This window comes from Mucilaginibacter sp. (assembly GCF_965225845.1).
Taxonomy (GTDB): domain Bacteria; phylum Bacteroidota; class Bacteroidia; order Sphingobacteriales; family Sphingobacteriaceae; genus Mucilaginibacter.
The window spans coordinates 1,612,552-1,638,516 of sequence record NZ_CBDDBL010000002.1 but is presented as its reverse complement, the minus strand read 5'-3'; the positions used below and the strand labels follow the sequence as shown (position 1 = coordinate 1,638,516).

Annotated in this window: 27 protein-coding genes; 11 read left to right on the top strand and 16 right to left on the bottom strand. The window is 37.3% G+C overall.

Annotated elements, in window-relative coordinates:
• The 4 genes from ACYZ0U_RS11205 (at position 1) to ACYZ0U_RS11190 (ending at position 3,354) form a co-directional block, all read left to right on the top strand.
• Entirely contained in the window at positions 1–1,065 is a 1,065-nt protein-coding gene (locus ACYZ0U_RS11205; protein ID WP_461452241.1) for a DUF5074 domain-containing protein, read from the top strand.
• 44 nt (positions 1,066–1,109) lie between these two features.
• On the top strand, positions 1,110–1,676 hold the full coding sequence (locus ACYZ0U_RS11200; RefSeq protein ID WP_461452239.1) for a DUF6580 family putative transport protein: 567 nt from the start codon (positions 1,110–1,112) through the stop codon (positions 1,674–1,676).
• Between the two features lie 113 nt (positions 1,677–1,789).
• Entirely contained in the window at positions 1,790–2,644 is an 855-nt protein-coding gene (locus tag ACYZ0U_RS11195; protein WP_461452238.1) for an NAD(P)-dependent oxidoreductase, read from the top strand.
• 29 nt (positions 2,645–2,673) lie between these two features.
• Positions 2,674–3,354, top strand: coding sequence for an SIR2 family NAD-dependent protein deacylase (locus ACYZ0U_RS11190; protein WP_461452236.1), 681 nt, complete (start codon positions 2,674–2,676; stop codon positions 3,352–3,354).
• A 15-nt stretch (positions 3,355–3,369) separates the two neighbouring features.
• Here ACYZ0U_RS11190 and ACYZ0U_RS11185 read toward each other — a convergent pair whose 3' ends face one another.
• The 3 genes from ACYZ0U_RS11185 to ACYZ0U_RS11175 all read right to left on the bottom strand — a co-directional run bounded on the left by ACYZ0U_RS11185 (position 3,370) and on the right by ACYZ0U_RS11175 (position 4,795).
• Positions 3,370–3,582 carry a hypothetical protein gene (locus ACYZ0U_RS11185; protein ID WP_461452234.1) on the bottom strand — a complete coding sequence of 71 codons (213 nt, stop codon included), beginning with the start codon at positions 3,580–3,582 and terminating at the stop codon, positions 3,370–3,372.
• Between the two features lie 263 nt (positions 3,583–3,845).
• On the bottom strand, positions 3,846–4,094 hold the full coding sequence (locus ACYZ0U_RS11180; protein WP_461452232.1) for a hypothetical protein: 249 nt from the start codon (positions 4,092–4,094) through the stop codon (positions 3,846–3,848).
• A gap of 2 nt (positions 4,095–4,096) precedes the next feature.
• Complete coding sequence (locus ACYZ0U_RS11175; RefSeq protein ID WP_461452230.1) at positions 4,097–4,795, bottom strand: DUF3291 domain-containing protein; 699 nt, start codon at positions 4,793–4,795, stop codon at positions 4,097–4,099.
• Positions 4,796–4,867: 72 nt separating this feature from the next.
• Here ACYZ0U_RS11175 and ACYZ0U_RS11170 point away from each other — a divergent pair, with 72 nt between their 5' ends.
• From ACYZ0U_RS11170 to ACYZ0U_RS11150, 5 genes are read left to right on the top strand one after another with little or no spacing between them, the layout of a single operon-like run.
• Complete coding sequence (locus tag ACYZ0U_RS11170; protein ID WP_461452228.1) at positions 4,868–5,344, top strand: GAF domain-containing protein; 477 nt, start codon at positions 4,868–4,870, stop codon at positions 5,342–5,344.
• On the top strand, positions 5,344–5,994 hold the full coding sequence (locus ACYZ0U_RS11165) for an alpha/beta fold hydrolase (protein ID WP_461452226.1): 651 nt from the start codon (positions 5,344–5,346) through the stop codon (positions 5,992–5,994). Before ACYZ0U_RS11170 ends, ACYZ0U_RS11165 begins: the two co-directional genes overlap by 1 nt.
• Positions 5,991–6,593 carry a DNA-3-methyladenine glycosylase gene (locus ACYZ0U_RS11160; RefSeq protein WP_461452225.1) on the top strand — a complete coding sequence of 201 codons (603 nt, stop codon included), beginning with the start codon at positions 5,991–5,993 and terminating at the stop codon, positions 6,591–6,593. The genes ACYZ0U_RS11165 and ACYZ0U_RS11160 overlap by 4 nt, the downstream gene beginning before the upstream one ends.
• 12 nt (positions 6,594–6,605) lie before the next feature.
• Positions 6,606–7,889 carry a kynureninase gene (gene kynU, locus ACYZ0U_RS11155; protein ID WP_461452224.1) on the top strand — a complete coding sequence of 428 codons (1,284 nt, stop codon included), beginning with the start codon at positions 6,606–6,608 and terminating at the stop codon, positions 7,887–7,889.
• A gap of 16 nt (positions 7,890–7,905) precedes the next feature.
• Positions 7,906–8,808 carry a histone deacetylase family protein gene (locus ACYZ0U_RS11150; protein WP_461453703.1) on the top strand — a complete coding sequence of 301 codons (903 nt, stop codon included), beginning with the start codon at positions 7,906–7,908 and terminating at the stop codon, positions 8,806–8,808.
• Here the strand turns inward: ACYZ0U_RS11150 and ACYZ0U_RS11145 are convergent.
• From ACYZ0U_RS11145 to ACYZ0U_RS11130, 4 genes are read right to left on the bottom strand one after another with little or no spacing between them, the layout of a single operon-like run.
• Positions 8,805–10,172 (bottom strand): MATE family efflux transporter, encoded by a 1,368-nt coding sequence (locus tag ACYZ0U_RS11145; protein ID WP_461452222.1) that lies wholly within the window; start codon positions 10,170–10,172, stop codon positions 8,805–8,807. The genes ACYZ0U_RS11150 and ACYZ0U_RS11145 overlap by 4 nt on opposite strands.
• Before the next feature lie 44 nt (positions 10,173–10,216).
• Positions 10,217–10,843, bottom strand: coding sequence for an RNA-binding domain-containing protein (locus ACYZ0U_RS11140; protein ID WP_461452220.1), 627 nt, complete (start codon positions 10,841–10,843; stop codon positions 10,217–10,219).
• Between the two features lie 13 nt (positions 10,844–10,856).
• The gene (locus ACYZ0U_RS11135; protein WP_461452218.1) at positions 10,857–11,312 is read right to left on the bottom strand and encodes a GNAT family N-acetyltransferase; all 456 of its coding nucleotides are present in this window, start codon (positions 11,310–11,312) and stop codon (positions 10,857–10,859) included.
• Positions 11,296–11,784, bottom strand: coding sequence for a DUF4442 domain-containing protein (locus ACYZ0U_RS11130; RefSeq protein ID WP_461452216.1), 489 nt, complete (start codon positions 11,782–11,784; stop codon positions 11,296–11,298). The genes ACYZ0U_RS11135 and ACYZ0U_RS11130 overlap by 17 nt, the downstream gene beginning before the upstream one ends.
• Positions 11,785–12,041: 257 nt before the next feature.
• Here ACYZ0U_RS11130 and ACYZ0U_RS11125 point away from each other — a divergent pair, with 257 nt between their 5' ends.
• Positions 12,042–12,182 (top strand): hypothetical protein, encoded by a 141-nt coding sequence (locus tag ACYZ0U_RS11125; RefSeq protein WP_461452215.1) that lies wholly within the window; start codon positions 12,042–12,044, stop codon positions 12,180–12,182.
• Positions 12,183–12,565: 383 nt separating this feature from the next.
• Here the strand turns inward: ACYZ0U_RS11125 and ACYZ0U_RS11120 are convergent, their stop codons facing one another.
• The 7 genes from ACYZ0U_RS11120 to ACYZ0U_RS11090 form a co-directional block, all read right to left on the bottom strand.
• The gene (locus ACYZ0U_RS11120; RefSeq protein ID WP_461452213.1) at positions 12,566–13,843 is read right to left on the bottom strand and encodes a tetratricopeptide repeat protein; all 1,278 of its coding nucleotides are present in this window, start codon (positions 13,841–13,843) and stop codon (positions 12,566–12,568) included.
• Positions 13,844–13,846: 3 nt separating this feature from the next.
• Positions 13,847–14,923 carry a tetratricopeptide repeat protein gene (locus ACYZ0U_RS11115; RefSeq protein ID WP_461452211.1) on the bottom strand — a complete coding sequence of 359 codons (1,077 nt, stop codon included), beginning with the start codon at positions 14,921–14,923 and terminating at the stop codon, positions 13,847–13,849.
• A gap of 46 nt (positions 14,924–14,969) precedes the next feature.
• Entirely contained in the window at positions 14,970–17,555 is a 2,586-nt protein-coding gene (gyrA, locus tag ACYZ0U_RS11110; RefSeq protein ID WP_461452210.1) for a DNA gyrase subunit A, read from the bottom strand.
• Between the two features lie 186 nt (positions 17,556–17,741).
• A complete protein-coding gene (locus ACYZ0U_RS11105; protein WP_461452208.1) occupies positions 17,742–18,137 on the bottom strand; it encodes a hypothetical protein in 396 nt (131 codons plus the stop codon).
• A 2-nt stretch (positions 18,138–18,139) separates the two neighbouring features.
• Complete coding sequence (hemF, locus tag ACYZ0U_RS11100; protein WP_461452206.1) at positions 18,140–19,048, bottom strand: oxygen-dependent coproporphyrinogen oxidase; 909 nt, start codon at positions 19,046–19,048, stop codon at positions 18,140–18,142.
• Between the two features lie 64 nt (positions 19,049–19,112).
• Entirely contained in the window at positions 19,113–20,351 is a 1,239-nt protein-coding gene (locus ACYZ0U_RS11095; RefSeq protein WP_461452204.1) for an MFS transporter, read from the bottom strand.
• A gap of 114 nt (positions 20,352–20,465) precedes the next feature.
• On the bottom strand, positions 20,466–20,663 hold the full coding sequence (locus ACYZ0U_RS11090; RefSeq protein ID WP_091372220.1) for a cold-shock protein: 198 nt from the start codon (positions 20,661–20,663) through the stop codon (positions 20,466–20,468).
• Positions 20,664–21,205: 542 nt separating this feature from the next.
• Between ACYZ0U_RS11090 and ACYZ0U_RS11085 the strand changes: the two genes are divergently transcribed.
• A complete protein-coding gene (locus tag ACYZ0U_RS11085; RefSeq protein ID WP_461452203.1) occupies positions 21,206–22,990 on the top strand; it encodes a glycoside hydrolase family 15 protein in 1,785 nt (594 codons plus the stop codon).
• A gap of 69 nt (positions 22,991–23,059) precedes the next feature.
• Here the strand turns inward: ACYZ0U_RS11085 and ACYZ0U_RS11080 are convergent, their stop codons facing one another.
• Positions 23,060–25,261, bottom strand: a complete 2,202-nt coding sequence (locus ACYZ0U_RS11080) for a bifunctional alpha,alpha-trehalose-phosphate synthase (UDP-forming)/trehalose-phosphatase (RefSeq protein WP_461452201.1) — start codon at positions 25,259–25,261, stop codon at positions 23,060–23,062.
• Between the two features lie 130 nt (positions 25,262–25,391).
• Positions 25,392–25,865 (bottom strand): hypothetical protein, encoded by a 474-nt coding sequence (locus ACYZ0U_RS11075; protein WP_461452199.1) that lies wholly within the window; start codon positions 25,863–25,865, stop codon positions 25,392–25,394.
• Positions 25,866–25,965: the final 100 nt, after the last annotated feature.

The window sequence follows — 25,965 nt, the reverse complement described above, 5'->3', positions numbered from 1 at the left end:
ATGAAACCAATTAAACTTAATTCTTTATTTATAGCGCTTGCACTTACAATTGCTTTAGCATCTTGCCATAAAGACAAGATCACACAAAATTCCGGTACGCCAACTGCTCAAAGGGCGGGTATCTATATTTTAAACCAGGGCGAATTTGGCGACGATAATAGTACCTTAACCTATTACAATTATGCTACTAAACAATTGATACCAGATTATTTTGCCCAGGCAAATGCAGGTAAGCAATTAGGCGACACTGGTAATGACATAGAAATATATGGTTCAAAAATGTACATCGTAGTTAATAATTCAAACGTTGTTGATGTAGCAAATTCAAAAACAGGTGTACTAATTGGTCAGGTAGCAGTAACTCAGGGAAGAAGTATAGTATTTAATCAGGGTAAAGCTTTTGTATCTTCTTACGATGCCGGAGGAGAGGTTTTTGTAATAGATACTGCGTCATTAAAAATTATTAACAACATTTATGTAGGCAGCGATCCTGAACAAATGGTTGTGGCTAACAACAAACTATATGTAGCTAATTCAGGCGGGCTAAATACGGTTCCGGATAGTACACTATCAGTAATCAATTTAAGTTCGCTCGTTGTAGAAAACAATATTAAAGTTATACCAAATCCTGTTTCAGTTACATCGGATGTAAGCGGTAACGTATACGTATTATCAATAGGTAATTACGGCAATATTGCAGGGGGACTTACTGTTATCGATAACAATGCGGATACTGTATTATCTAAACCCAAAGTAAATATTGGCTTCAATATTCCAATTACTAATCTAGGTAACCAGGTATATTTTCCAACTGCTGATAACAAAATAGCTGTATACAGTTCCATCACCAAAAAAATCATATATAGTAATTTTATAACCGATGGAACAACAATTAAAACACCTTACGCCATACAAGCTGATCCAACATCAGGCGAAGTGTTTGTAACCGATGCGGTAGACTATCAATCAAATGGCATATTGTACGCATTTGATAGCAGTGGTAAACTTGAATACAAATTAACAGTAGGAATTAACCCTGGGAAAATTGCTTTTGTAAATAAATAACTGCATTATTATCATAATTCTTAATTTTACTGTATAAAATATTTATGTCAAAGCAAAAAATAAACACACGCAATATTATACTGCTAATCATTATAGTTTTTATAACAATAATGCGCTTGTTAACTTTTAAATATCAAAGCTGGAGTAATTTTACCCCGGTTGGGGCCATTGCGATCTTTAGCGGCGTATATTTTAACGAAAAATGGAAGGCATACATCATTATATTAGGCACGTTTTTTTTAAGCGATATTATTATTAATCATTATTACACTGGGCATTGGAGCTTATGGAGCAGTTACACTTTCTGGAATTGCCTCTGCTTTGCGATTGTAGTGCTTGTCGGTTCTTTGATTAAAAAAATCAATGTTGCTACAGGGTTAATAATCGCATTAGCACCAGTTGTAATCCATTGGCTGGTGATGGATTTACCTTGGGTGACATTTTATCCCAATACAATAGCAGGCTATGGACAATCATTAATAGCGGCTATACCTTTTGAGAAAAATATGCTGTTAGGTGATGTAGTTTTTGGTATTATATTAGTTGGCGGCTTCGAACTTGCTAAAAGTAAATTCGCTGTATTGCGTAGCCAAAAGCAACTTGCAGTTTAGCAATTTTAGTAGATGATATGTTAGCCGCCTCCCTGTAAAATGAGGCGGCTTTTTATTTTATGTGGATTGAAACAAACACCTATCCGATAGTATTTAATTAAAAACAAAAACATATGAAAGCGTACCTGGGAACGGGCCTGCTGGGTTGTAATTTCGTAAAAGCGATGATAAAAAAGGGCGATGATGTTCACGTTTGGAACAGAACATCATCCAAAGCCCAAGCATTAGAAAAATTTGGTGCTAAGGCTTACAATAATGTTGCTGATGCGGTAAACGGTGCTGATATAATCCATATCACTTTAAAAGATGATGCAACTGTTGACGAAGTTTTAGAAAAAGCGGAATCGGGTTTAAACGCAGGAACAATTATTATTGATCATACCACAACATCAGCAGCAGGTGCCATTGAAAGAACTAAAAGCTGGAAAGAAAAAGGTTATACTTATCTCCACGCGCCTGTCTTTATGGGGCCACCAAATGCATTGGACAGTAGTGGGTACATGCTGGTTTCAGGCGACCAGGATGTGATTAAGTATGTTGAACCGCAGTTAGCTAAAATGACCGGCAAGGTTATAAACTTTGGACCAGAAGAGGGCAAAGCAGCAAGTATGAAGTTAATCGGCAACCTGTTTTTAATTACACTTACAGCAGGTATTTCGGATACACTTGCACTTGCTAAAGCTTCGGGTATATCTTCGGCAGATGTGTCTGTTTTATTTGATTCATGGAATCCTGCGGCTATGATGCCTGCAAGACTTAAGAAAATAGCTCAGGGCGATTTTAAACAACCATCATGGGAATTAGGCATGATGAGAAAAGATGCGGGGCTAATGATGAATGCTGCAAAAGCAGGAGACATGCCTTTACATGTTTTACCTGTGATTACCGATTTGATGGATAAATGGATTCAAAAAGGGCACGCTGGTGATGATTGGAGCGTAATAGCTACAGATAGTATTACCAAGTAGTATTTTTCTCACCTTAATCCTATGCTTAGATGAAAAACTTAGTTGTGTTAACCGGTGCTGGAATAAGCGCCGAGAGTGGCTTAAAAACATTTAGGGATAGCGATGGCTTGTGGGAGGGCTACAACATTGAGGATGTAGCCACCCCGCAAGCTTGGCAACGCAACCCTGAGCTGGTACAAAATTTCTACAACATGCGGCGTAAAGCGGTTTTAGAGGCAAAACCCAATGTGGCTCATTATGCATTGGCTCGATTAGAAGAAAAATTTAATGTTACCATTATTACGCAAAATATTGATGATCTGCATGAAAGAGCAGGCTCCAACAATGTGCTTCATTTACATGGGATAATTACCAGGTCACAATCTGACAAAGACGCTGCATTAACATATCCAATTGAAGGCTGGGAATTAAAGATGGGTGAAGTTTGTGAATTAGGCTCACAGCTGCGTGCTCATGTAGTTTGGTTTGGCGAAGATGTACCAATGATTGAAAAAGCTATTCCGCTTTGTACAGACGCGGATCTGTTTATTTTAACGGGTACATCATTGGCGGTGTATCCTGCGGCAGGATTAATTCATTATGCAAGTCCGGTAATTAAAAAATATATTATTGATCCAAAAATACCAAGTAACCGCTTAACTAATGTAGTTAATATAAATGCAAAAGCAAGTATCGGAATCCCGCGATTGGTTGATGAATTAATGAATTAATTAATTAATAGCACCTTACAGTTCAGCATCCATTTTCAAAATACTTTCAACCAGCTTATCATATACATCACTACTAATAAATTCAATATATCGACCATCAGCCCTTTTAACGTTCATTGTAATTTGCGGATAGGTATTCATCTCCTCGATACAAGCAATGTTTTTAATATTGATCAATTTCATACCCTGGGTGGTATGTAAATTATAAAATTGTTTACTGCTAATCATAATCAATAGTTTGCATACATAATAAAATTAATATTTTTATTTATTCAAACACAAAATTTTATTACCTGAATATAATAATTATATAATAAATTAATAAAAAACAAAAAATAGTTATTTAAATAAAATATTGTAAGTCAATAACATATATACCTTTTAAAATGAAATTACCAAACGTTTAGGAATATATTTATTTCAAGTTAAATAAAATTAAAACTGCGTTAGAACAATATTGATATGGAATCAATTAATAATTGATTATATTATTAGTAATTATATCTAAAGTAAGTGTCTTTAAAATCTTTTTTCATCGATTCGAATCGAGCTGCAACTGTTTTTAAGAAATCCTCATCCAACAATTCAAATACACTATTTACCCCATCGGTTAAATCCATTTCTGGTATTTTATAGGTTTGCTCAAGGCTGCCTTTTTCAATCTTAATAATAAACTTTTGGTTCATGTTAAGTATAGATATTTTAAAATCAGGGTGTGGTAATTCTGCAATAACTCTCATGTCTATATTTTCAATCCCGATAACGGGTCTTTTTCATTTATTGTACCGAAGCTGTCCAGGATCTTAAACCTGGCGAACAACTCTTCACTATACCAATTGTCAGCACGGGTTTTTCTGATCACTTCTGCATGTTCTTTTGATGCATAGGCGAAATTTTTTACCTGATCAAGGCTTTCCCATATTGAAAATGTAGCCTGTCTGTATACCGGCGCTTCGCCTATACCAAGCGAAGTTATAAATCCCGGCGCCTTATTCATGATGCCGGCAACTCGATCTACATTACTCCAAAACCCTTTTAATTTATCCAATCTTATGGTAGCTCGAGTCAGGATAGCCACAGGACCAGCAAAGTTTCTTATTGAAGGTCTGCCAAAAGGTTCTTTTCCATCCCATTTACCATGGCTTTCTAATGGATCACATAATATTGTCCATCTTTCAATAGCAAAAATATTCCACCAGCGGTTAATGAATGAACTTCTAAAGAAACGATGAAAAGCTTCCTGATCATCCCATACAGCTAATAAACCCCATTGCTGCCAGTCAGGATTTAAATCAAAGGCACCATTGCGCCCGGTGCCTAATAGTTTCCAAAAACTGCATTCTTTCGTAAACATCAGTGGCAAACGATGTATAGCCATAGCTAATAGCGCAAACGGTACAAAATATTTAGGGTAGCGAACTATAGTTAAACTAACGATCATCTCAGCTAATTAAAACATTAAATATGAGATTTACCTTATTTAAATGTAATAGTTCATCCTTATTTTTGCATTATGGCAGAAGATTTAACTATTATACATACAACTGATAAAGAGCAGCAATACCGGTCACTGATTCCTCAAATTGAAGCTTTAATAACAGGCGAGGATGACTTGATAGCCAACCTTGCCAATATATGCGCGGCGTTGAAAGAACAATTCAAGTGGCTTTGGGTTGGATTTTATATGGTTAAGAACGAGGAATTAGTTTTAGGCCCGTTCCAGGGACCAGTAGCCTGCACACGCATTTCTAAAGGAAAAGGTGTTTGCGGATCGTCATGGGCACAGGCTGATACGCTTATCGTTAGTGATGTAGACACATTTCCTGGCCACATTGCCTGCAGCTCATTATCAAAATCAGAAATTGTTGTGCCATTGTTTAATAATGGGTTGGTCGCAGGTGTTTTAGATGTGGATAGTGAATACTTGGCACAGTTTGATAATACCGATAGGAAGTACCTTGAACAAATCATTAGCTTGATAAAACTGTAATGATTAAGGTATTTTTGATCTCGGGATTAGGAGCAGATACCCGGTTATATAATAACATAGAGATACCTGACGAGTTTGAAGTTACCCCAATTGATTGGATCGAACCACATCAAACAGATACTTTAATAACATATGCTCAAAAAATTATATATCAATATGATATACGCCCAAATTCGATTGTAATTGGCACATCATTAGGCGGTATGATCGCCGTGGAAATCGCTAAAAAAGTTGCACTCAGAACTACTATTTTGATATCTAGTATCAAAACAATACAAGAGCGTCCGGCCTATTTTTCTTTCTTTAGGGCATTTCCTGTTTATAAATTATTCCCCGGAAAATCTCTCCCTGCAATCGCTATTTTAATTAAACCGGTATTCGGTAAAATGGTCGGCAACGATGCGTGGCTTTTTCAGGATATGCTCAAAAAAAGTTCACCTGTATTTGTGAAGTGGGCTATGGGCGCAATATTAAATTGGGACAATATGATCACACCAGCCAATGTATATCACATTCATGGCGACGTTGACCATGTTTTCCCGGTAAAATATATAAAAGATGCTGCTATTCTTGAAGGCGGATCACATATCATGATCTTCGACAAAGCTAAACAGGTAAATAAATGGATTAAACCTATTCTCAAAAAATGAAGCTACCTGAATCGTTTTATACCAATACCAACGTGGTACATCAGGCTAAATGCTTGTTAGGTAAGTATTTATTTACCTCGATAGATGATATAATTACTGGTGGGTACATAGTTGAAACAGAAGCTTATAACGGTGTTATTGATAAAGCATCCCATGCTTATGGAAACAGGCTAACACCCAGGACTCAAACTATGTTTATGCAGGGCGGCATAACTTATGTGTATCTCTGTTATGGCATACATGAAATGTTTAATGTAGTTACTTCTGTTGAAGGGCAACCGCATGCAATTCTCATTCGCGCCATTCAACCAACGGATGGGATTGATGCAATGCTTTATCGGAGGAATATGCCGGATTTAAAACCCAATATCACCAAAGGACCTGGTTCAGTAGCTAAGGCGTTAGGAATTTCGCGAGCTATAAATGCTGTTAGCTTACAAAGCGACACCATCTGGATCGAAGACACGGGATTAAGTTTTAAAGACGAAGATATTGCTTCAGTGCCTCGTGTGGGAGTTGATTATGCAGGAATAGATGCTTTATTGCCTTATCGCTTTTATGTTAAAGGAAATCCCTATGTAAGTAAACCCAATAAATAGTAATATTGCCACATGGATTTTAAAAACACCCTAGCATTTGCACAGCAACTTGATAAGCAGGATCCTTTAAAAGAACTCAGAAGTAAGTTTTTATTACCGCAGCATAATGGAAAAGCTTCGATTTACTTATGTGGTAATTCATTAGGCTTGCAACCTGTATCTGCAAAGGAATACATAAATGAACAGCTTGCAAATTGGCAGGAATTAGGCGTAGAGGGGTGGTTTGAAGGCAATGACCCATGGTTGGGATATCATAAAAAGTTAACACCAACGCTTTCGGAAATTGTTGGCGCTAAAGAAAGTGAAGTTACCGTAATGAATTCGCTTACAGTAAATCTTCACTTATTGATGGTAAGCTTTTATAAACCAGATATTAACAAGTATAAAATTATCATGGAAGCCGGCGCTTTCCCATCTGATCAATACGCAATAGAAAGCCAGGTTAAATTTCACGGTTATGATCCTAAAGACACTATAATTGAGCTATTTCCGCAAAATGGTGAAGAGACATTGCGAACCGAAGACATACTAAAAGTTATCAGTGAAAATTCAGACGAACTTGCTTTGGTGCTTTTTAGTGGCATAAATTATTATACAGGCCAGTTTTTTGATATGAAAGCCATTACAAAGGCAGCTCATAGTGCCAAGGCTGTCGCTGGCTTTGACCTGGCGCACGCAGCTGGCAATGTGCCTGTAAAACTACATGACTGGGATGTCGATTTCGCTTGCTGGTGTTCGTACAAATACATGAATTCAGGACCGGGTGGGATAAGCGGAATATTTGTACACGAAAAGCATTTTTCCGATGAACCCCTAAACAGATTTGCAGGCTGGTGGGGATACCGGCAGGACAAGCGCTTTTTAATGGCACCCAGATTTGATGCGGAAACAGGCGCAGAGGGATGGCAAGTAAGCACTCCACCAATTATATTGATGGCTTTACATAAAGCATCACTTGATATGTTTAAAGAAGCTGGCGGCATTGGAGTATTGCGTGTAAAGAGCGAATTATTAACTGCTTACCTGGAATATCTATTGAATGAAATCAACCAGCTAAAAGGTCGGCAAATATTTAAGATCATCACCCCAAATGATAAAACCCAACGAGGCGGACAATTATCTATCGTTTGTGCCGAAAAGGCTAAAGACATTTTCAATTATCTGACACAAAATGGTGTAATCGGCGATTGGCGGGAACCAAATGTTATAAGATTAAGCCCTGTGCCGCTTTATAGTTCATTTGAAGATGTTTTTAATGCTGGGCGAATACTTTGTAATTCCATTGATAATATTTGATTAGATGGCTTGTATTGTGCTTAAAATCGCCTATGACCCAATATATGCTCATCCTTTGCCTGAAGGACATCGTTTCCCGATGTTGAAATATGAGTTGATACCGGAGCAATTACTTCATGAAGGCCTCATTAGCATGGAAAATCTATTTTCCCCAGTTCAATTGGATCAAGAGGTTATTTTGTGGACGCATGATAAGGACTACTGGAAACAATTACGCGACTTGACCTTATCTTCGAAAGAGCAAAGACGCATTGGGTTTCCCTTATCAGCCAGATTAGTAGAACGCGAAGTAAGGATAGGCAAGGGAACTATCGACGGGTGCCATTACGCTTTTAAAAACGGAATAGCTTTTAATGTTGCTGGTGGCACACACCATGCCGGTACCAATTGGGGCGAAGGTTTTTGTATGCTAAACGATCAGGCCATGGCAGCTAACTATTTATTAAATAATGGATTATCTAAGTCGATTTTAATAATTGATTTAGATGTGCATCAAGGGAATGGTACAGCGCAAATATTTGAACAAGAGTCAAGGGTGTTTACATTCTCGATGCATGGTGCTAATAATTTTCCTTTCAGAAAAGAAAGATCGGATTTAGATATTCCATTACAAGATGGTATTGCTGGAAGTGATTACCTTAACCTCTTAAAAGAAACTTTGCCCGATCTTATTACCCAACAAAAACCTGATTTTATATTTTATTTAGCCGGGGTTGACGTTTTACAATCCGACAAATTGGGCAAGCTCGGCTTAACCCGTGAAGAATGTAAAATGCGCGACAGATTTGTATTTGAACAATGCATAAAACACAAAATACCGGTTCAGGTAAGCATGGGTGGCGGTTACTCTCCGGATATTAAAGATATAGTTGAAGCACATTGCAACACCTATCGTATAGCAAACGAGCTTTACTTTTAATTAGTTATAGCTTTTATCTGATGTTTTCTGCTAATATAATGGAAGCGCAAAAACATTAAAGCTGAAGATACCATAAGGCCCAACACCAGGCCATACCAAACACCTTTTACTCCCCAATGCAAATAAATTCCGAGGTAATAACCTACGGGTAATCCAACTATCCAGTAAGCTAAAAATGTACTGACTGTTGGGATGTTCACGTCACCCATTCCACGTAAAATACCAAGGCCCACCACTTGTGTTCCATCAAAAATCTGGAACACGGCAGCAATGATAAGTAGCTGTGATGCAACAGTTATAACCGCTTTATCTGTAGTGTAAATATATGGCAGATAAGGGCTCCCTAAGCTGAAAAGTAAAGCCGTAAACGCCATGAAGGTTATAACTATATGATAATTTGATATAGCAGATGACCGCAAACCTTTGTGATCATTAACTCCAAAATAATTGCCGGTTTTAATAGTGGCCGCTGCAGCTATCCCGCTTGATATCATATAAGTCATTGATGCCAGATTGATGGCAACCTGGTGCGCCGCCTGTTGCACCAGGCTAATACTACCAATAATTATTGCTGCACCGCTAAATGCACTTAATTCAAAAGCGTATTGCAAAGCAATAGGGGTACCAATCCGCAGGATCTGAATGCAGCGCAGATAGTGAATATTTTTAATGGTAAAGCTTTTTAAATAGACCTTGAAATTTTCTGACCGCAATACATAAATACTCATTACCATCGCCATCAAACAACGATCAATCAATGTGCTATAACCTACACCACGAACGCCAATTGGTTTAATTCCGAATAAACCCTTCACCAATATTATCCCAACGCAAATATTGAGAATGTTGCCAATTACAGAAATTACCATCGCTTGCCTGGTGAATCCTAAACCCTCTGCAAACTGTTTAAAGGTATTGAAAATCAACATAGGGATAAGTGATAGCCCCAATAGCGTTAAAAATGGCTTTGCCTGTTCAACAACTTGTGGTGATTGATGTAAGTGGTTTAGCGCGTATATTGATCCTAAAAATAAAACTCCGAATAAGACCGCCCCGCAGATTAGATTAATAAACAAGCCGTTTGAAAGTAGTTTACCGCATTCGGCATAATCCTTTCTGCCATTATTTTGAGCAATAAGCGGAGTAACGCCGTAAGATATACCCAAACCTATGATCATTGGGATGACAAAAATGCTATTCACCAATGATACAGCAGCTAAAGCGACGGTACCAACGAAATGCCCCACGATAACGCTATCTGATGCCTGAACCAAAGTATGCCCAAGCTGTGATATCATAACCGGCGTAGCCAGTTTAAGATTATCGCGGTAATGATGTTTATATTTGTGGTAAATAGATCTCATTTAAACAATAAAGTGATAAAGGTAGAGTTTTGCCGAACGGCTGACTATACAGCAGTATAGTATTCCTCTTTCTCGGTTGTATGGATGCGTATAACCCCGGATAGTATAAGGTCAACCAAAATTCGTTGGGCGCGCTTACGTGTAAGCTTTAACAGATCGCAAAACTCTTTAACAGTTATGCGATTGCTTTTTTCAAGATACTGTAGCAAGTTTCTTTCATTTGATGAATACTCGATCATCACACCAGTATCACCCGACGACCGTTTAAGTACATCTACAACAATTTTACTAGCCAGCACGCTTTTGTCTTTCACCCTTACATAAACCCACCACTTTCCGTCCTCTGCCAGCGCATAATGGGGTTTAAGCGGACTTTCGGTTATATCAACGATCAGCACCAGTTTATCATCAACATAAACCTCCTCAAAACTGGGCTCTAAAGCAGGTTTAGAGAAGATATGAGCAGCCCGGGTTATCATATAACGCTCCTCATCTTCAGCTTTTACGCCTTTTATGGTTCCATCATCAGCCACTCCAATAAGCAATCGGCCACCTTTATTATTGGCAAATGAAACCATGGTGCGTGCGATCTTTTCGCAGCTGGAAATTGTTTTTTTAAAGTCGAGCGATACTCCTTCACCTTCAAAAATCAGCCTTTTAATATTCATCATCCCTGATTTCCTCTCAGTCTTTTTTAATAGGTGTAAAAATATCCATCCATCTTTCGTGATGACTTAACTGGCTAAAACCAAACTGGCTATATAAGCCATGGGCATCAAGCGTAGCTAAGGTCCATCTTTTTAATCCCTGCAATTCCGGATGAGCCAATATAGTTTGCAGCAACCATTTTGACAAGCCGTTACCACGATATTCTTTTAAAATAAATACATCGCACAAATAAGCGAATATAGCCTTGTCCGTAACAACGCGTGCTAGCCCAACTTGTTCACTATCTTTATAAATACCAAAGCATATCGAATTTTCTATTGACCGTTCTACCTTTTTCTTTGATATTCCTTTAGACCAGTATGATTCATTACTTAAATAATCATGTATTAATGAAATATCAAGCAACTCCTTATCTGTACTTATCTTAAAACCTTTTTTAATTAAAGCGTTTTCATTAATTATTGTGTACATGGTTAGTCTCAATAAAATCTAAATTTCTCATATAAACCTCGTTTGTAACAGAAGCTACATTTACACCATTCTTATCAAATATGTGGATATGATGGGGCTTGGAATATTTACCAATAGTATTTAAAATTTCTTCCGCTTCGGCAATTTCTTCATCGCCGATTGCAATAATATAACTAAGGTCAGTAAAGCCAGGTTTAATATAGTGGATCTCTAAGGACCGAGACCATGCTCTCAACCTATATCCTTTAAGCGATAGTATTTTAAAGAATAAAATAGGGTAGAAGGCATCTGCTGCTGCAAAGATAGTTCCGCCAAAAATAGAATTATTGTAATTCCTGTTCCAGATACTTTTCCTGATGCATACTTCAACCCCGCGAAAGCCCTTATCGATTTTTTTTACCCAGATACGCTGAAAAAATAATGGCGGATAAAATCGCACAGCCCATTTTAACAAATTTTCAGATACCCTCATAGGTCTTAAATATCAGAAATTTTAAATCAATATCAGTAGGCTGTACCAATTATGACGAAACTTACATATGAAATCTAAGTTCAGGCAGATTTGTAACATTATCAAGTTGTAATTAATAATTAAACAATCAAGTCAATATATGGTTCTAAAATAGAAAATCATTATTTTATACATCATTAAAAAAACTATTTATGAAAAAGCACATATTAAGTTTAGCCCTGATTGCAGGAGTAGTTTCTTCAATAACGATGGGTTGTATGTCAGCTAATAGGGCAACCGGTTCAGATTCTACCGCAATGAAAGACTCAACCAAAATGATGGATACTAGCAAGAAGATGGATACTTCGAAAACGTCAGACACTACCAAAAAAATGATGGACACCACCAAGAAGATGTAATTTTTATATCATCAAGAGGCAACAATTTTTTAATATTAATTTGCCTGTTCATATTGCGTACGATTGTATTATTTACTTCGGCCCAGTAGCAGTGCTGTGATTCAATATTTTTCCGAAGAGTGGAAATTAAATTAACTCTGTACTGTTTGCTGATATTTATAATAAGAAACAATAGTAAGTTGCTTGGTATTTAAAAAATTATTACTTACAAGCCTTATTTAAATAGTACTAAAGCTTAAATACGCAACTCCTGGCTTATTTTACTAATTCAAAATAGCAGACTATAAATAAATTATTAATTATTCACATAATTAACATTATGTTAAGTAATATCTTTTTAAATAAAGGCTCCAAACGAAGCCTTTATTAGTATTATTAATTAATTACTTACCTCCTAATGCATCAATTTGCTTTTGAATTTCATTCGCTTTGGTAGTATTTTGCGTGCCTAAATAATAAGTTTTTAAATTATTTAAAGCATCATATGATTTTGGCATTAATGCAACTGCTTTTTCTAAATATGGTCGTGCAGATTCAAAATCAGCTTTTGATTTTGCAATAGCTGCTTCATATTCTTTTTGTTTTGAGGATGGTAATTGATTAGCTGCATTATACTCATCAATCGCAGGATTTAACAACACATAACCTAAATTAAGGTTAGCTTCAAAATATTCCGGGTCAATCTCCAGTGCTTTTTTATATTGTTCGGCAGCTAAATGATAAGCGTCTAATTTCTTTTGCTCCAACGCGGCTTTATCTGCCGGCACTTTCGTTTTCTTTTGTTGTGCGGTGTATGATTCAGCAGTTTGAGAATACGTTAACCCCATATAGTAATATAAAGTCTTGTTTTTGGGATCTGCTGCTATTGCTGATTGTATTTTTGCTATTAAAATATCTAGTTTACCTGACATTAAGCCTATTTCAATTTCTCTTCTGCGTAAATTATTATTTGATGGATATTTAGCAACCCCATCACCTACAACTTTTAACGCGTTAGTAGTGTCCTTTGTCGCCAAATAAAGACTTGATAAATCATAGTATATAGTTGCATTATTTGAGTAATTGGTATTTAATAATTTACCGTACGAATCAATCGCAATGCTGTAATATTTGGGATTAGAAGCAGCGGCGTTGGCTGCTGATAACCCTGTTACATATAACGCCAAAGTATCGTCCGGAGCTATTTGCCTGTAAAAATCAAAAGACTTGTACGCTTCTTCATATTTCTTATCCTGAAATGCTGTTCTTCCCATCTCAAATTTATATGAAGCAAGGCTTAAATATGAATCATGGATCATCGTTTTATTCTCTTGTTTTGTAGAGTCAAGAGACTTGGCTTTTCTCAAAGCATCCGAGGCGATAACAAAATTAGCGGCTTTATTTGCAGGGACCGAATCCTCGCTTACCTCTGCAGCATAAATAGCACCTTTTAAAGCATAAGTTAAAGGTAGCATTGCTGTTTTTTCATTAACTGAAGCTTTATCAATAGATGTTTTTGCGTCTGCAAGGTCTTTAACACCTTGAACTTTAGTTATTTTATTTCCTCGTTCAACAGCGTAGGAATCATATTTTTCTTTCGCATTATTTAGTTCACCTTTTTGCGCAAATGCTGCTACTGATACTAAGCCTATCAGGCCTGTCATAAAGAGTTTTATTTTCATAGTTTATTGATTATTTAACTGTTTTAACTGATTATTTACCTTAATTAATTGGTTATTGTTTTTTGTTTGCGTGTAAATTAGCTGTAATACCTTCAACGAATTAACATCATTTGGTGATATTTCATTTGCTTTTTCAAGCATCGCGACTGCAAGATTAATGTTTTTTATTTTATCTGTCGGAAAAATTAAACTTTCCTTGTAGTATAATAAACCAAGGTCAAATACCGGATCGTAAATTGAACTATTCAGATCAATAGCTTGTAGATAATATGTTTCTGCTTGCTTGTATTGCCCGAGGTTGTCATAACAATTTGCAGCAACAAATGCTACGCTGGCATTGTTGGGGTAAACGCCAATCAACGGTGTTAACAATGGAGCTAATGCTACATAATCTTTTTTATTGCTGTAAATGTTTGCTAAATTCATCAGCAGTAACTTATCATCAGGGAAACGCGTCCTACCCTTTTTTATAACATCCAATGCTTTTGAAGTATCACCCAACGATTTATAAATATTAGCTGCAGCTTCAATATATTCGGCTTTCGCTGTATCTGCATCAACCAAATGATTATAATACTTTGCAGCATCCTGTAAATTTCCTAATTTATTATTCGAGTACGCGATATAAAAATCAAGCTCCTTAAATGTTGGAACATATGCCTGGGCTTTTAAAAAAGCTTTCTCAGCATTCACAAAATCAGAAATATTTATAGCCTGAAAACCTATCCGCATATAAACATTAGCAATGCATCTCTTGATATAATCGAGTTGATCCAGGAAACTCGAGCTTTTCTTGTTGGCTAATAACTTATCAACCAAGGTTATAGTCTGGCTAAATAAAGTTGCGGGTTGTTTAAGCGTATTTGCGGAATCGAGGTATAGTATAGTTGAATAAACAAGTGCCCTGTAAATCCCTTTTTTGTAGTCGATAGAATCAGCATGGGTTGTTATAAGGCTATCAACAGATTTTTTAGCTGCTGCTAAAAACTTAAAGTCTTTCTTTTTCTTGTAAAGCGCCAGGTTGTTCACTACGGGCTTAAATACTTCCGACTGGCAGAAGGCAAAGCTTGTAGTGAACATTAGCAATAAAACCGGTATTATTATTTTACGGTTCGGCATATTTGTTTTATTCTGTTACTTCGTTTGTTGAGGGCTCATCACCTTTATCTTCAGCATCTTGTTTAGGATCAATACTTGCCTCTTCATCATGTGCAATTGCTACTGCTTCGTCTAACTCTTCCTCTTCGTCGTGTTCAATTTTAGCAACTGAAGCAATTTCGTCATCGCCTTTAAGCGTAATCAACCTCACTCCTTGTGTAGCGCGGCCCATTGTTCTCAATTCACTGATGGCGATTCGGATAATGATACCTGATTTGTTGATGATCATCAGATCCTCTTTATCAGTAACACCTTTTATGGCAACAAGTTTTCCGGTTTTATCAGTTACGCTAAGTGTTTTAACACCTTTACCGCCACGATTGGTTACTCTGTAATCATCAATATCAGTACGTTTACCGTAACCTTTTTCAGATACAACCAACACAGTAGTTTCCGGATCATCAATACTGATCATACCAACAACCTCATCGTTGTCATTGTCCAGGGATATACCACGAACACCTGTTGCAGTACGACCCATTGGCCTAACTGTAGCCTCGTTAAAGCGTATAGCACGGCCGGATTTTAATGCCATTACAATTTCGCTGTTACCACTGGTTAAGTTCGCCTCTAACAACGAATCACCTTCATTAATGTTGATAGCGTTGATACCATTTGCACGTGGACGGGAATAAGCCTCTAGAGAAGTTTTCTTGATGGTACCTTTTTTGGTACACATAATAATATAGTTATTCTCTAGATAATCCTTGTCTTTAAGGCTGATCAATTTGATATAAGCCTTAATGTTTTCCTCTTTAGGAATATTAATGATATTCTGTATTGCGCGCCCTTTTGATGTACGCGTTCCTTCAGGAATTTCAAATACCCTCAACCAGAAGCATTGCCCTGATTCGGTAAAGAACAGCATGTAGTTGTGGTTTGATGCGATAAGCAGGTGCTCAATAAAGTCAGCATCACGGCTGTTACTGCCTAACGATCCTTTACCACCTCTGCCCTGCCTGCGGTATTCAGTTAAAGGCGTACGTTTAATGTAACCTTCATGCGAAATTGTGATAACCACATCTTCATCCTCAATAAAGTCTTCAGTATTCATTTCTGCCGATGAGTGAACCATTTCGGTTTTACGCTCATCGCCATATTTTTCCTTGATCTCTAATAACTCATCTTTGATGATCTGCATACGCAAACCTTCATCAGCCAAAATAGAGTTTAAATAATCGATAGTTTTCATCAAGGCATCATACTCATCCTTAATTTTATCACGTTCCAGTCCGGTTAACCTTCTCAGGGTCATATCCAGTATGGCACGTGCCTGAATATCACTCAAGCCGAATTGATTCATTAAACCTTCCCTTGCATCATCAGGCGTATTTGAAGCACGTATCAAGCGGATAACTTCATCCAGGTGATCTAATGCTATCAATAATCCTTCTAAAATGTGAGCGCGTTTTTGCGCCTCGGCTAATTCAAATTTAGTACGTCGTACAATAACCTCGTGCCTGTGCTCAACAAAGTGATGGATCAGGTCCTTCAGGTTAAGCATCATTGGCCTGCCATGTACAAGCGCAATGTTATTCACACTAAATGATGTTTGTAAAGCCGTGTATTTAAATAAGTTATTTAAAACGATAGCTGCATTCGCTTCACGTTTTATTTCATAAACAACGCGAATACCTTCACGGTTTGATTCATCCCTGATGGCTGATATACCTTCAATTTTCTTTTCGTTAACCAGCTCAGCCGTACGCTCGATCATTAAACCCTTATTTACCTGGTAAGGTATTTCAGATACAATGATACGTTCGCGCTCGCCATTGTAGGTTTCAATCTCAGCACGTGCACGTAATACGATCCTGCCGCGGCCGGTTTCTAATGCCTCACGTGGACCTTCAAAACCATAAATGATACCACCTGTAGGGAAATCAGGGCCTTTAACATGCTGCATTAATTCACTGATCTCGATGTTACGATTATCAATCAAAGCAATTGTAGCATCTATAACTTCCGACAAATTGTGCGGCGCCATATTGGTGGCCATACCCACAGCAATACCTGATGCACCGTTAACCAATAAGTTAGGGAATTTTGCAGGCAGTACGGTTGGTTCCTGTAAGGAATCGTCAAAGTTTAACTGGAAGTCGATAGTGTCCTTATTGATATCAGCCAGCATCTCCTCAGCAATTTTCTCCAATCTCGCTTCAGTATAACGCATTGCCGCCGGGTTATCCCCATCTATTGATCCGTAGTTACCCTGGCCTTCAACCAATGGGTAGCGTAAGCTCCACTCCTGTGCCATACGTACCATGGTGTCATAAACCGATGAGTCACCATGCGGGTGATACTTACCCATTACCTCACCCACAATACGGGCTGATTTTTTATATGGCTTGTTGTTATTTAACCCCAGATCAAGCATCCCGAAAAGCACCCTTCTGTGTACCGGTTTTAAACCGTCACGCACATCTGGCAGTGCCCTTGAAACGATCACAGACATTGAGTAGTCAATGTATGCCGATCGCATTTGCTCATCAATATTTATCGAAATTATTCTGTCCTCGCTGTGTGAATTATCGTTTTCTATTCCTTCGGCCATTGTATATTTGTGTGAAAATCTTGTTTATAATTTTCCGTTAAAAAAATAGTTTTTTAACGACTTGCGAAGTTAAGAAATTATATCATTTTCAATGATGATTTTACTAACATTGTACCTATTTCTAAGCTAAATACCCATAAAAACAGGCACTAAAATGTTAATAAAGCTGAATGTGGTTTTTAGCGGTTATTTTACCTTTTTCCAATACTCTTCAACACTGGTTCCGTTAGGCAAAAAACCGGTTAGTATAAGTGTATCGTTGGTAATATTATAATGATAGTGAATGGTAATGTTTAAAAGGTTTGAAGGTTGCCCGCACCAGGTTTGCGTTTCAAGACAGGAGTCGTTTTTTAGGGTATAATCACCTGTTTCGTATTTTTCAGGCTGGTAACCTTTTTCGAGTACAAAGGCTTCGTAGTTGGTGCTGGTATATTTTCGCTGAAGAGAATATTCTGTTGGAGCAGCCTCTTTTTTGCCATTAGTAATATCGCCTGCGTATTCCCAGGTACCGGAAAGGTTATCAGCAATTTGAAATGATGAAAATAGAACAACCGCTAAAAATAAGCTTAAAAATATTTTCATAATTATGCCCAGTTGATCCCTTTTTTTAATAAAGATAATGTTTTTTCTTCCTCACTGCCGGGTTGTGCCTGGTAATTGTATACCCACTTGGCAGTCGGTGGCAGGCTCATTAATATTGATTCAATCCGCCCGTTAGTTTCCAGCCCGAACTTTGTACCTGCATCATATACCAAATTAAACTCGGTGTAACGGCTGCGGCGTTGGTATTGCCAGTTTTGTTGGCCTTCGTTAAAACGCTTATTGCGGTTACGATTGACCAGATTAATATAAGTTGGAATGAAGGATCTGCCTAATGCTTGTGAAAAATCAAAGATGCTTTCCCAGCTTATAGTATCGCTTGCTGTTAAACGGTCATAAAATATGCCACCTATGCCACGTGTTTCGTTGCGATGCTTGATGTAGAAATAATCATCGGCCCAATTTTTAAAACGAGGATAAAAATCGTGATTGAATTGATCACATACTGCTTTTAAGCTTTGATGAAAGAATTTAGCATCATCCTCCAAAACATAATGCGGGGTTAGGTCAATACCTCCGCCAAACCAGCGCACCGGATTAGCGCTATCTGCCGATGGCATTTCGAAATACCGTATGTTCATGTGAATAATAGGCACCATGGGGTGATTTGGGTGGATCACGATAGAAACACCGGTTGCAAAAAACTCATCGTGTTTAACGTTCAGCGCTTTTTTAACGCCAGCCGGTAATTGACCATGAACGGCTGAAAAATTAACCCCGCCCTTTTCCAGGATGTTTCCATTTTGAATGATCCGTGTACGGCCGCCACCGCCGCCTTCACGCTCCCACTTTTCCTCTTCAAACTTTGCATTGCCGTCAAGTTGTTCAAGAGCAATACAAATTTCGTCCTGTATTAACCGGTAAGCCGCACTTATCTCATCTTTAGAAATCATGGGTATGTATTAATAATCCGGCAAAATTAAACAAAGAATTGGTTTATCGGCCACTTTTACAAAGCTAAACCTCCTCCAAATAATCCAGATCCTTACTAAAGCTTTCTTTTAACTGGCTAATTGATAACAACGCGATAAGTGATAAAACACCCATCATAATATAAGCTGCTGTGATCATGCCATAACCAACAGAAAGCGCAGCAAAAGCCGCATTGATAGGAATTAATGATGCCCTTATGAAATTTGGAACGGTAGTGGTAACCGTAGCACGAATATTGGTTCCGAATTGCTCCGCAGGTATGGTCACAAATATTGGCCAGTAACCGACGCCGAAACCAAGGAATAACGATAACCAGTTAAATTGAGTTGCGGTAATATTAGTCGCGCTTAAATAGCAAATAGCGCTCGCGACAGAAATAAATATGAACACTACTACCGCTAAGCGCCTTGATTTGGTAATTTGTGATAGCATGCCGGCAAACAACCCACCGATGGCAATACCAATATAGGCGTAAAAAACACCATCACCTGCATTTAGTGGCACTTTTGCGCCAAGGGCTTTGCCAAATTCCGGTGATAAGGTGATAAGTATGCCTATTACAAACCAATTAGCTGAGCCTACTAAAATGCAATACAGGTATTTGATAAAACGTTTAAAGTTGGTAAACAGCATCAGGAAGTTACCGCGCGATACTTCTTCTTTGTTTTCAATATCCTTATATAATCCCGACTCATAAGTGCCTAAACGTAACAATAATAGGAATATCCCCAGGATCCCGCCCACATAATAGGCCCAATGCCAATCCAATTCCTTTGCCACTAAATTTGCAGCGGCAGCGCCAAACAGACCGATAACTGAAACGATCATTGTGCCATATCCCCTTTTCTCTGTCTTCATGGTTTCGGTAACCAATGTGATACCGGCACCCAATTCGCCTGCAAGGCCTACTCCTGCTATAAAACGCACAATGATATATTCTTCAACTCCCGTCACCTTCCCGTTAACAAAGTTGGCTATTGAATAAAGCAATATCGAACCGAAAAGCACCTTAATGCGCCCTAATTTATCGCCAACTATCCCCCAGATCAATCCGCCAATTAACAAACCAAACATCTGCCAGTTGATGATGGAGATACCGGCAGCTTTTACATCCGCAGCCTTAACCCCTATAGCCAGTAAGCTTGGTGTACGTACTATTGAGAATACCAGCAGGTCATATATATCAACAAAATAGCCAAGGGAAGCAACGATCACTAAAAAGATAACGTTCCTGTTTATTCGTGCGGAAGATAATTCAGACATTGTTCAATAATTGGTTTCGCTAAAATATATAATTGCAGATAATATCAAACAAAAAAACCTCTGCAATTACACAGAGGTTTAATTTTTAGTTTAGTTAGTTTAGTTTGTTGTAGATTATACTTTTTTCACATTTACTGCTTGTAATCCTTTTCTACCTTCTTCCACATCATAGGTAACGCTATCGTTATCTTTAATGGCATTTACACCACCTTGTACGTCCTTAAAGTGTACAAATAGGTCTTTACCATCATCAGTTACAATAAAGCCGTAACCTTTTTGAGTGTTAAACCATTTTACTTTTCCAGTTTTCATAATTAAATAATCGTATTAATAATTCTTGTTAAAAACATTATAACTAAAGCCAAACTGAATATATATTGGTTTAATAATCAGAAAGGAAAATAGAAACCTGTCTTTTTCAAATATATAAAATAATTAACAACCAAATAAAATTATTTATTTAGTTAAATCCCTGTTATCCATCATAATTAGATTAAATTTTTAACACTGATCCAAATTGTTACAGATTGAAACAAACGGGTGATTATTTACGGTAAGGAACTCAATTTCTCAGGTAAAAAAATAATTAAATCGGGCAAAAAAGGTTTATTTGAGATAATTTAAAGGCTAAAACAGGTCGTTTTTTATTCTAAAAGAGTTTAATTAATAAAGTAAAAACGTCTTTTTCAAGGTTATTTTAAGCGATTTTGTTCTTGAAATCGTTCCAAAATGTTCCAATTGTACTAGTGTAAATTATGGTACAGCTTAAGAGATTCTAACTAATAAAATTATAGTGCGTCAACATTATGCTTCAAAGCTTGTTAATCAGAATTAAAGCTTCAACGTAAATACTTATGGCAAGACACACCTATAATACCGGAATAATTGGAAATTGCGCATTCCTAGCGCACATCAACACAAATACAAACGTAGAATGGCTATGCTGGCCAAGATTCGACAGTACTTTTATTTTCGGGGGATTGCTTGATAAGGAAAAAGGCGGTGAATTTTCAATTTTGCCGCAAAGCGATTATACTTCTCATCAGTATTACCTGGAAAATAGCAACGTATTAGTAACAGAAATCACTATAGACGAACATAACTCCTACCGTGTAACTGATTTTGCGCCAAGATATTATTATAACCAGCGCTATTACAAGCCCTTAATGCTGATTAGAAAGATAGAAGCAATCAATGGTTCGCCGCGTGTTAAAGTTAAATGTACACCAGTTTCGGATTACGGAAAAATAAAGTTAACCGTAAATCGGGGAAGCAATCACATCCAGTTTTTAGGTGGTGATGAAAACATCAGGTTAACTACTAACATACCAATAAGTTATGTTTTTGATGAACACGCTTTTGTATTAAATGAACCTAAATATCTGGTGCTTACTTATGGCGAGCCCCTGGAAGCACCGCTTATCTCAACTGCAGAACGCTTTTTAATGGAGACCACCCAATACTGGCAAACCTGGATTAAGCACTCCTCTATCGCTACGTTCTATCAACCAGTTGTAATACGGTCGGCTTTAACGCTTAAAATACACCAGTATGAGGACACAGGAGCTATCATAGCTGCCAGCACTACCAGTTTACCGGAGTCGCCGGGAAGCGGCCGTACGTGGGATTATAGATATTGTTGGTTAAGGGATACCTATTATGTAATTACCGCATTAAACCACATTGGCCATTTTGAAGAAATGGAGAAATATTTTGGATATGTAACCGATATTTCCACAGCAGAAGACAAAAGGTACCAACCTTTGTATGGCATTACCGGCAAAAAGCAACTTACTGAAATTATTCTGGAAGATTTGGCCGGTTATGAAGGCAATCAACCTGTACGTATTGGCAACCAAGCATTTGAGCATATTCAAAATGACATTTACGGACAGGTCTTGATCTCTCTTCTACCTCTATATACAGACCACCGTTTTATTTTTTCTGAACGGAAAGATTCAGTCCGCTGGCTTGATTTTCTATTATCTAAAATCGAAGCCACAATTGATGAAAAAGATGCAGGTATCTGGGAATTCCGTAATATGGCAGATGTGCATTGTTACAGTAATTTGTTCCAATGGGCAGGAGCTTCCGCTGCAGAAAAAATGGCAAGAACCATTGATAACGAAGAGTTGGTAAACCGTGCAATCGCTATGAAAAATCGTGCTGCAGAGCATATTGAAAGTTGCTACGACCCGGTTAGAAAAGTATATACTAACGCAGCTGGCGGCACAAACCTGGATGCCAGTACTATTCAGTTAATTTTGATGAATTACCTGGATCCAACTTCGGACAGGGCTAAAGATCATTTAATTGCATTGGAAAAAGAGTTAAAAACAGATAGCGGACTTTTTTACAGGTATTTATATAAAGATGATTTTGGCAAGCCCAAAACTACATTCCTGGTATGCGCATTTTGGTATGTAGAAGCCTTGGCTGCAGTTGGACGGATTGATGACGCTATAAAAGAATTTGAAAGCTTACTTCAATTTTCAAATCACTTGCTGTTATTCAGCGAGGACGTGGATGAAACCGATGGCAGCCAATGGGGAAATTTTCCGCAAGCCTACAGCCATGTTGGTTTAATGAATGCTGCTTATCGAATTGCGATGAAGCTTGACAGACCGGTATTTTTGTAAGCAGGATTGTCATTCTAACTAAGTGAAGAATCTGTAAGGTGATTTAAATCATGCAGATTTTTCACTTAGTTACTTATTCTGCCCAACCTCAATTTCTGTTAAACTATTTAAAAATCCGCGAACTTCGGATGGGTTTCTTAAATAAAATTTAGCTGCGGATATATTGCCGCCAACCTTTATGGTTATTGCTGAGTCTGGCAAAGCTTTAAAAATATCTTCATCAGTGTAGTCATCGCCAAGGGCGACAATAAAATCGTAGTCTTTGTTTTCGATTAAAGACAATGCGGCCTTACCTTTATTTATTTCCACATTTTTAACTTCGAGCACTTTGTCGCCAGCCATTATTTGCAAACCTTTATCTGTTGCCAAATATTTCAGGTTGTTGGCTAATTCATTTGCTCTTAATTCGCCTAAGCCTTTTTGTGCTTTACGATAATGCCAAACAAGCGAATATGTTTTTTCTTCAATAAAGGAACCGGGAGTGCGGTCAACATAGGTGTCGAGTATTGGGTAAATATCTTGTTTCCATGAATCTGATAATCCGGATACCTTGTGCCATTTTTCATGTTGTTGTTTAAACCAGGCACCGTGTTCGGCTACCAGATACATATTATATTTATTAAACCAGTCTCCTAAATTTTCATGTTTTCTACCGCTTATTAATACAACATGATTAGCCGAATCTTCAGTTAATTTTTCTAATAATTTATAGAGTTCTTTATCAGGACTGGCATCATTTACGTTAGATCTAAACCCAACCAATGTCCCGTCATAATCTAAAAATATAACCCTGTTTTTGGTTTTCGCATACCGGTTGATTATTGATTGACCGGTAGTACCACTCACATGCCGTGTTTGCATGGATCGTTGAAAAGTTTTCACTTCTTTTAAACGATCCATAAATATTTTAACCCAATGCGCGACATTAAATTTTGTCACAACTTGCCGCATTTGTTCCATGCGTATTTGCTGTTCTTCAAGGGGCATTTTAATAGCCAGCATTATTGCCCTGCAAATTTCACCAATGTTATTTGGGTTTACAATTACCGCATCTATTAACTCTTTTGATGCACCTGCCATTTCGCTTAATATAAGCACACCATCATTATTTATCCGGCTGGCAACATATTCCTTGCTCACCAGGTTCATACCGTCTCGCATCGGGGTAACTAAACAAACATCTGCTGAGTAATATAATGCCGATAAAGTTTCTATTGGAAATGACCGATAATAATAGTGTATAGGGCTCCAATCCATTGTTCGGTACAATGCATTTATGTTCCCAGCTTTCTTATCAATTTGATCATGCAAATGCTGATATTGTGGTACATTATCTCTTGAAGGTACTACGATCATATAAAGTGTTATTTTACCTATACAATCGGGATTTAATTTAAGAAATAATTCAAACGCTTCTAAACGCTGTAAGATTCCTTTACTATAATCCAAACGGTCGATAGATAATATAAGTTTAACATTTTTAAAGCTTTCCTTAATTTGTTTAACTTGATCAATAACCTCCGGCTGAAGCGGTAATGAGGCATATCTTTTATCGTCAATTCCCATTGGGAATGATTCCGCAATAATTTGCCGGTCATTAGCAATGATAATATTTGCTGATGTTGCAACTGCTGGTAAAATACGCGTTGTTGCACCTAAAAAGTGCCTTACATCATCAAATGTGTGGAAACCAATCAGGTCGGCACCAAGCAAGCCTTCTAAAAGTTCATAACGCCATGGTATCAGCCTGAAAATCTCATGAGATGGGAATGGGATATGCAGAAAGAACCCAATTGAAACATCGGGTAACGCCTGCCTGATAAGTGCAGGAAGCAATAATAACTGGTAATCATGTACCCAGATCGTATCGCCTGGCTCAGCTATAGCCAAAACAGCATCCCTGAATTTTTCATTTACAGATTTGTAAAAGTCCCAGTTCGACTGACTGTAGCTGGCATAGGATGATGCATAGTAATGAAATATCGGCCATAAAACTTCGTTTGAGAAACCTTCGTAATATTCCGTTATCTCCTGTTGAGTCAAAAAAACAGGCAACAAGCTAATATTTTTTAATTCCCGGGTTATGTTGCTTTTATCTTTATCATTTTCAACAACCAACCCCGGCCAACCTATCCAAATATTATCTTGTTGCTTATAAATCGAGCCTAACCCGGTAGCCAATCCGCCTTCACTTGGCAACAGTTGATATCCGCCGTTGTTTTTTACTATTTTAACGGGTAAGCGGTTTGATATAATTATTGTTTTTGGCATTATATTAAATACTATCCTTTATAAATGCCCTGGTAGTGGATTTTGTTTTTGTGATACCTCAATTACAAAAATCTGTAAAACAAAAAAGCCACTACTTTCGCAGTGGCTCAATAAAATTATAAAGAGGTTGTTATTTTACTTTTTGGAAAAAGAAAATATCATTTGATTGGTCAACTCTAACTAATACTTCTGAATCTGTGTTTTTTAAATCAACAAAATAAACAGTTTCAGCAAAATTATTAGCGCTGTTAGTTTCCAATTTAATTACCTCGTTAACGTCATAACCTTTGTATGAATCAGCAATTTCTTTTTTCGCTTTATCAGCAATAGTATTGTAACTAACATCCTGGGTTAAACCAAGATATTCACCATTCAGGTTATAAAAGGCAGTCATTTTAACATCATTAACTGTGAATGTTGCTTTTTGGCAATTTGCAGTTACTGCCCATGTTACATTTTTTGCATCCTCGAAAGTTGATTCAAACTCGTTTTGAACTGCATAAGATACAGTCGGAGTTGTTGAAGCTTTTTTACCACCATCAGCGGCATAAACACTCGTGCCTAAAAGGCCAATTGTTGCGATTGTTAAAAATATCTTTTTCATGTTGTTTTAAATTTTAAATCCATAACAAAAGTATAGTAAAATTATCAATATATTCAAAATACTTTAATTTTTATGAATATTTAATAATTAATATGCTTTT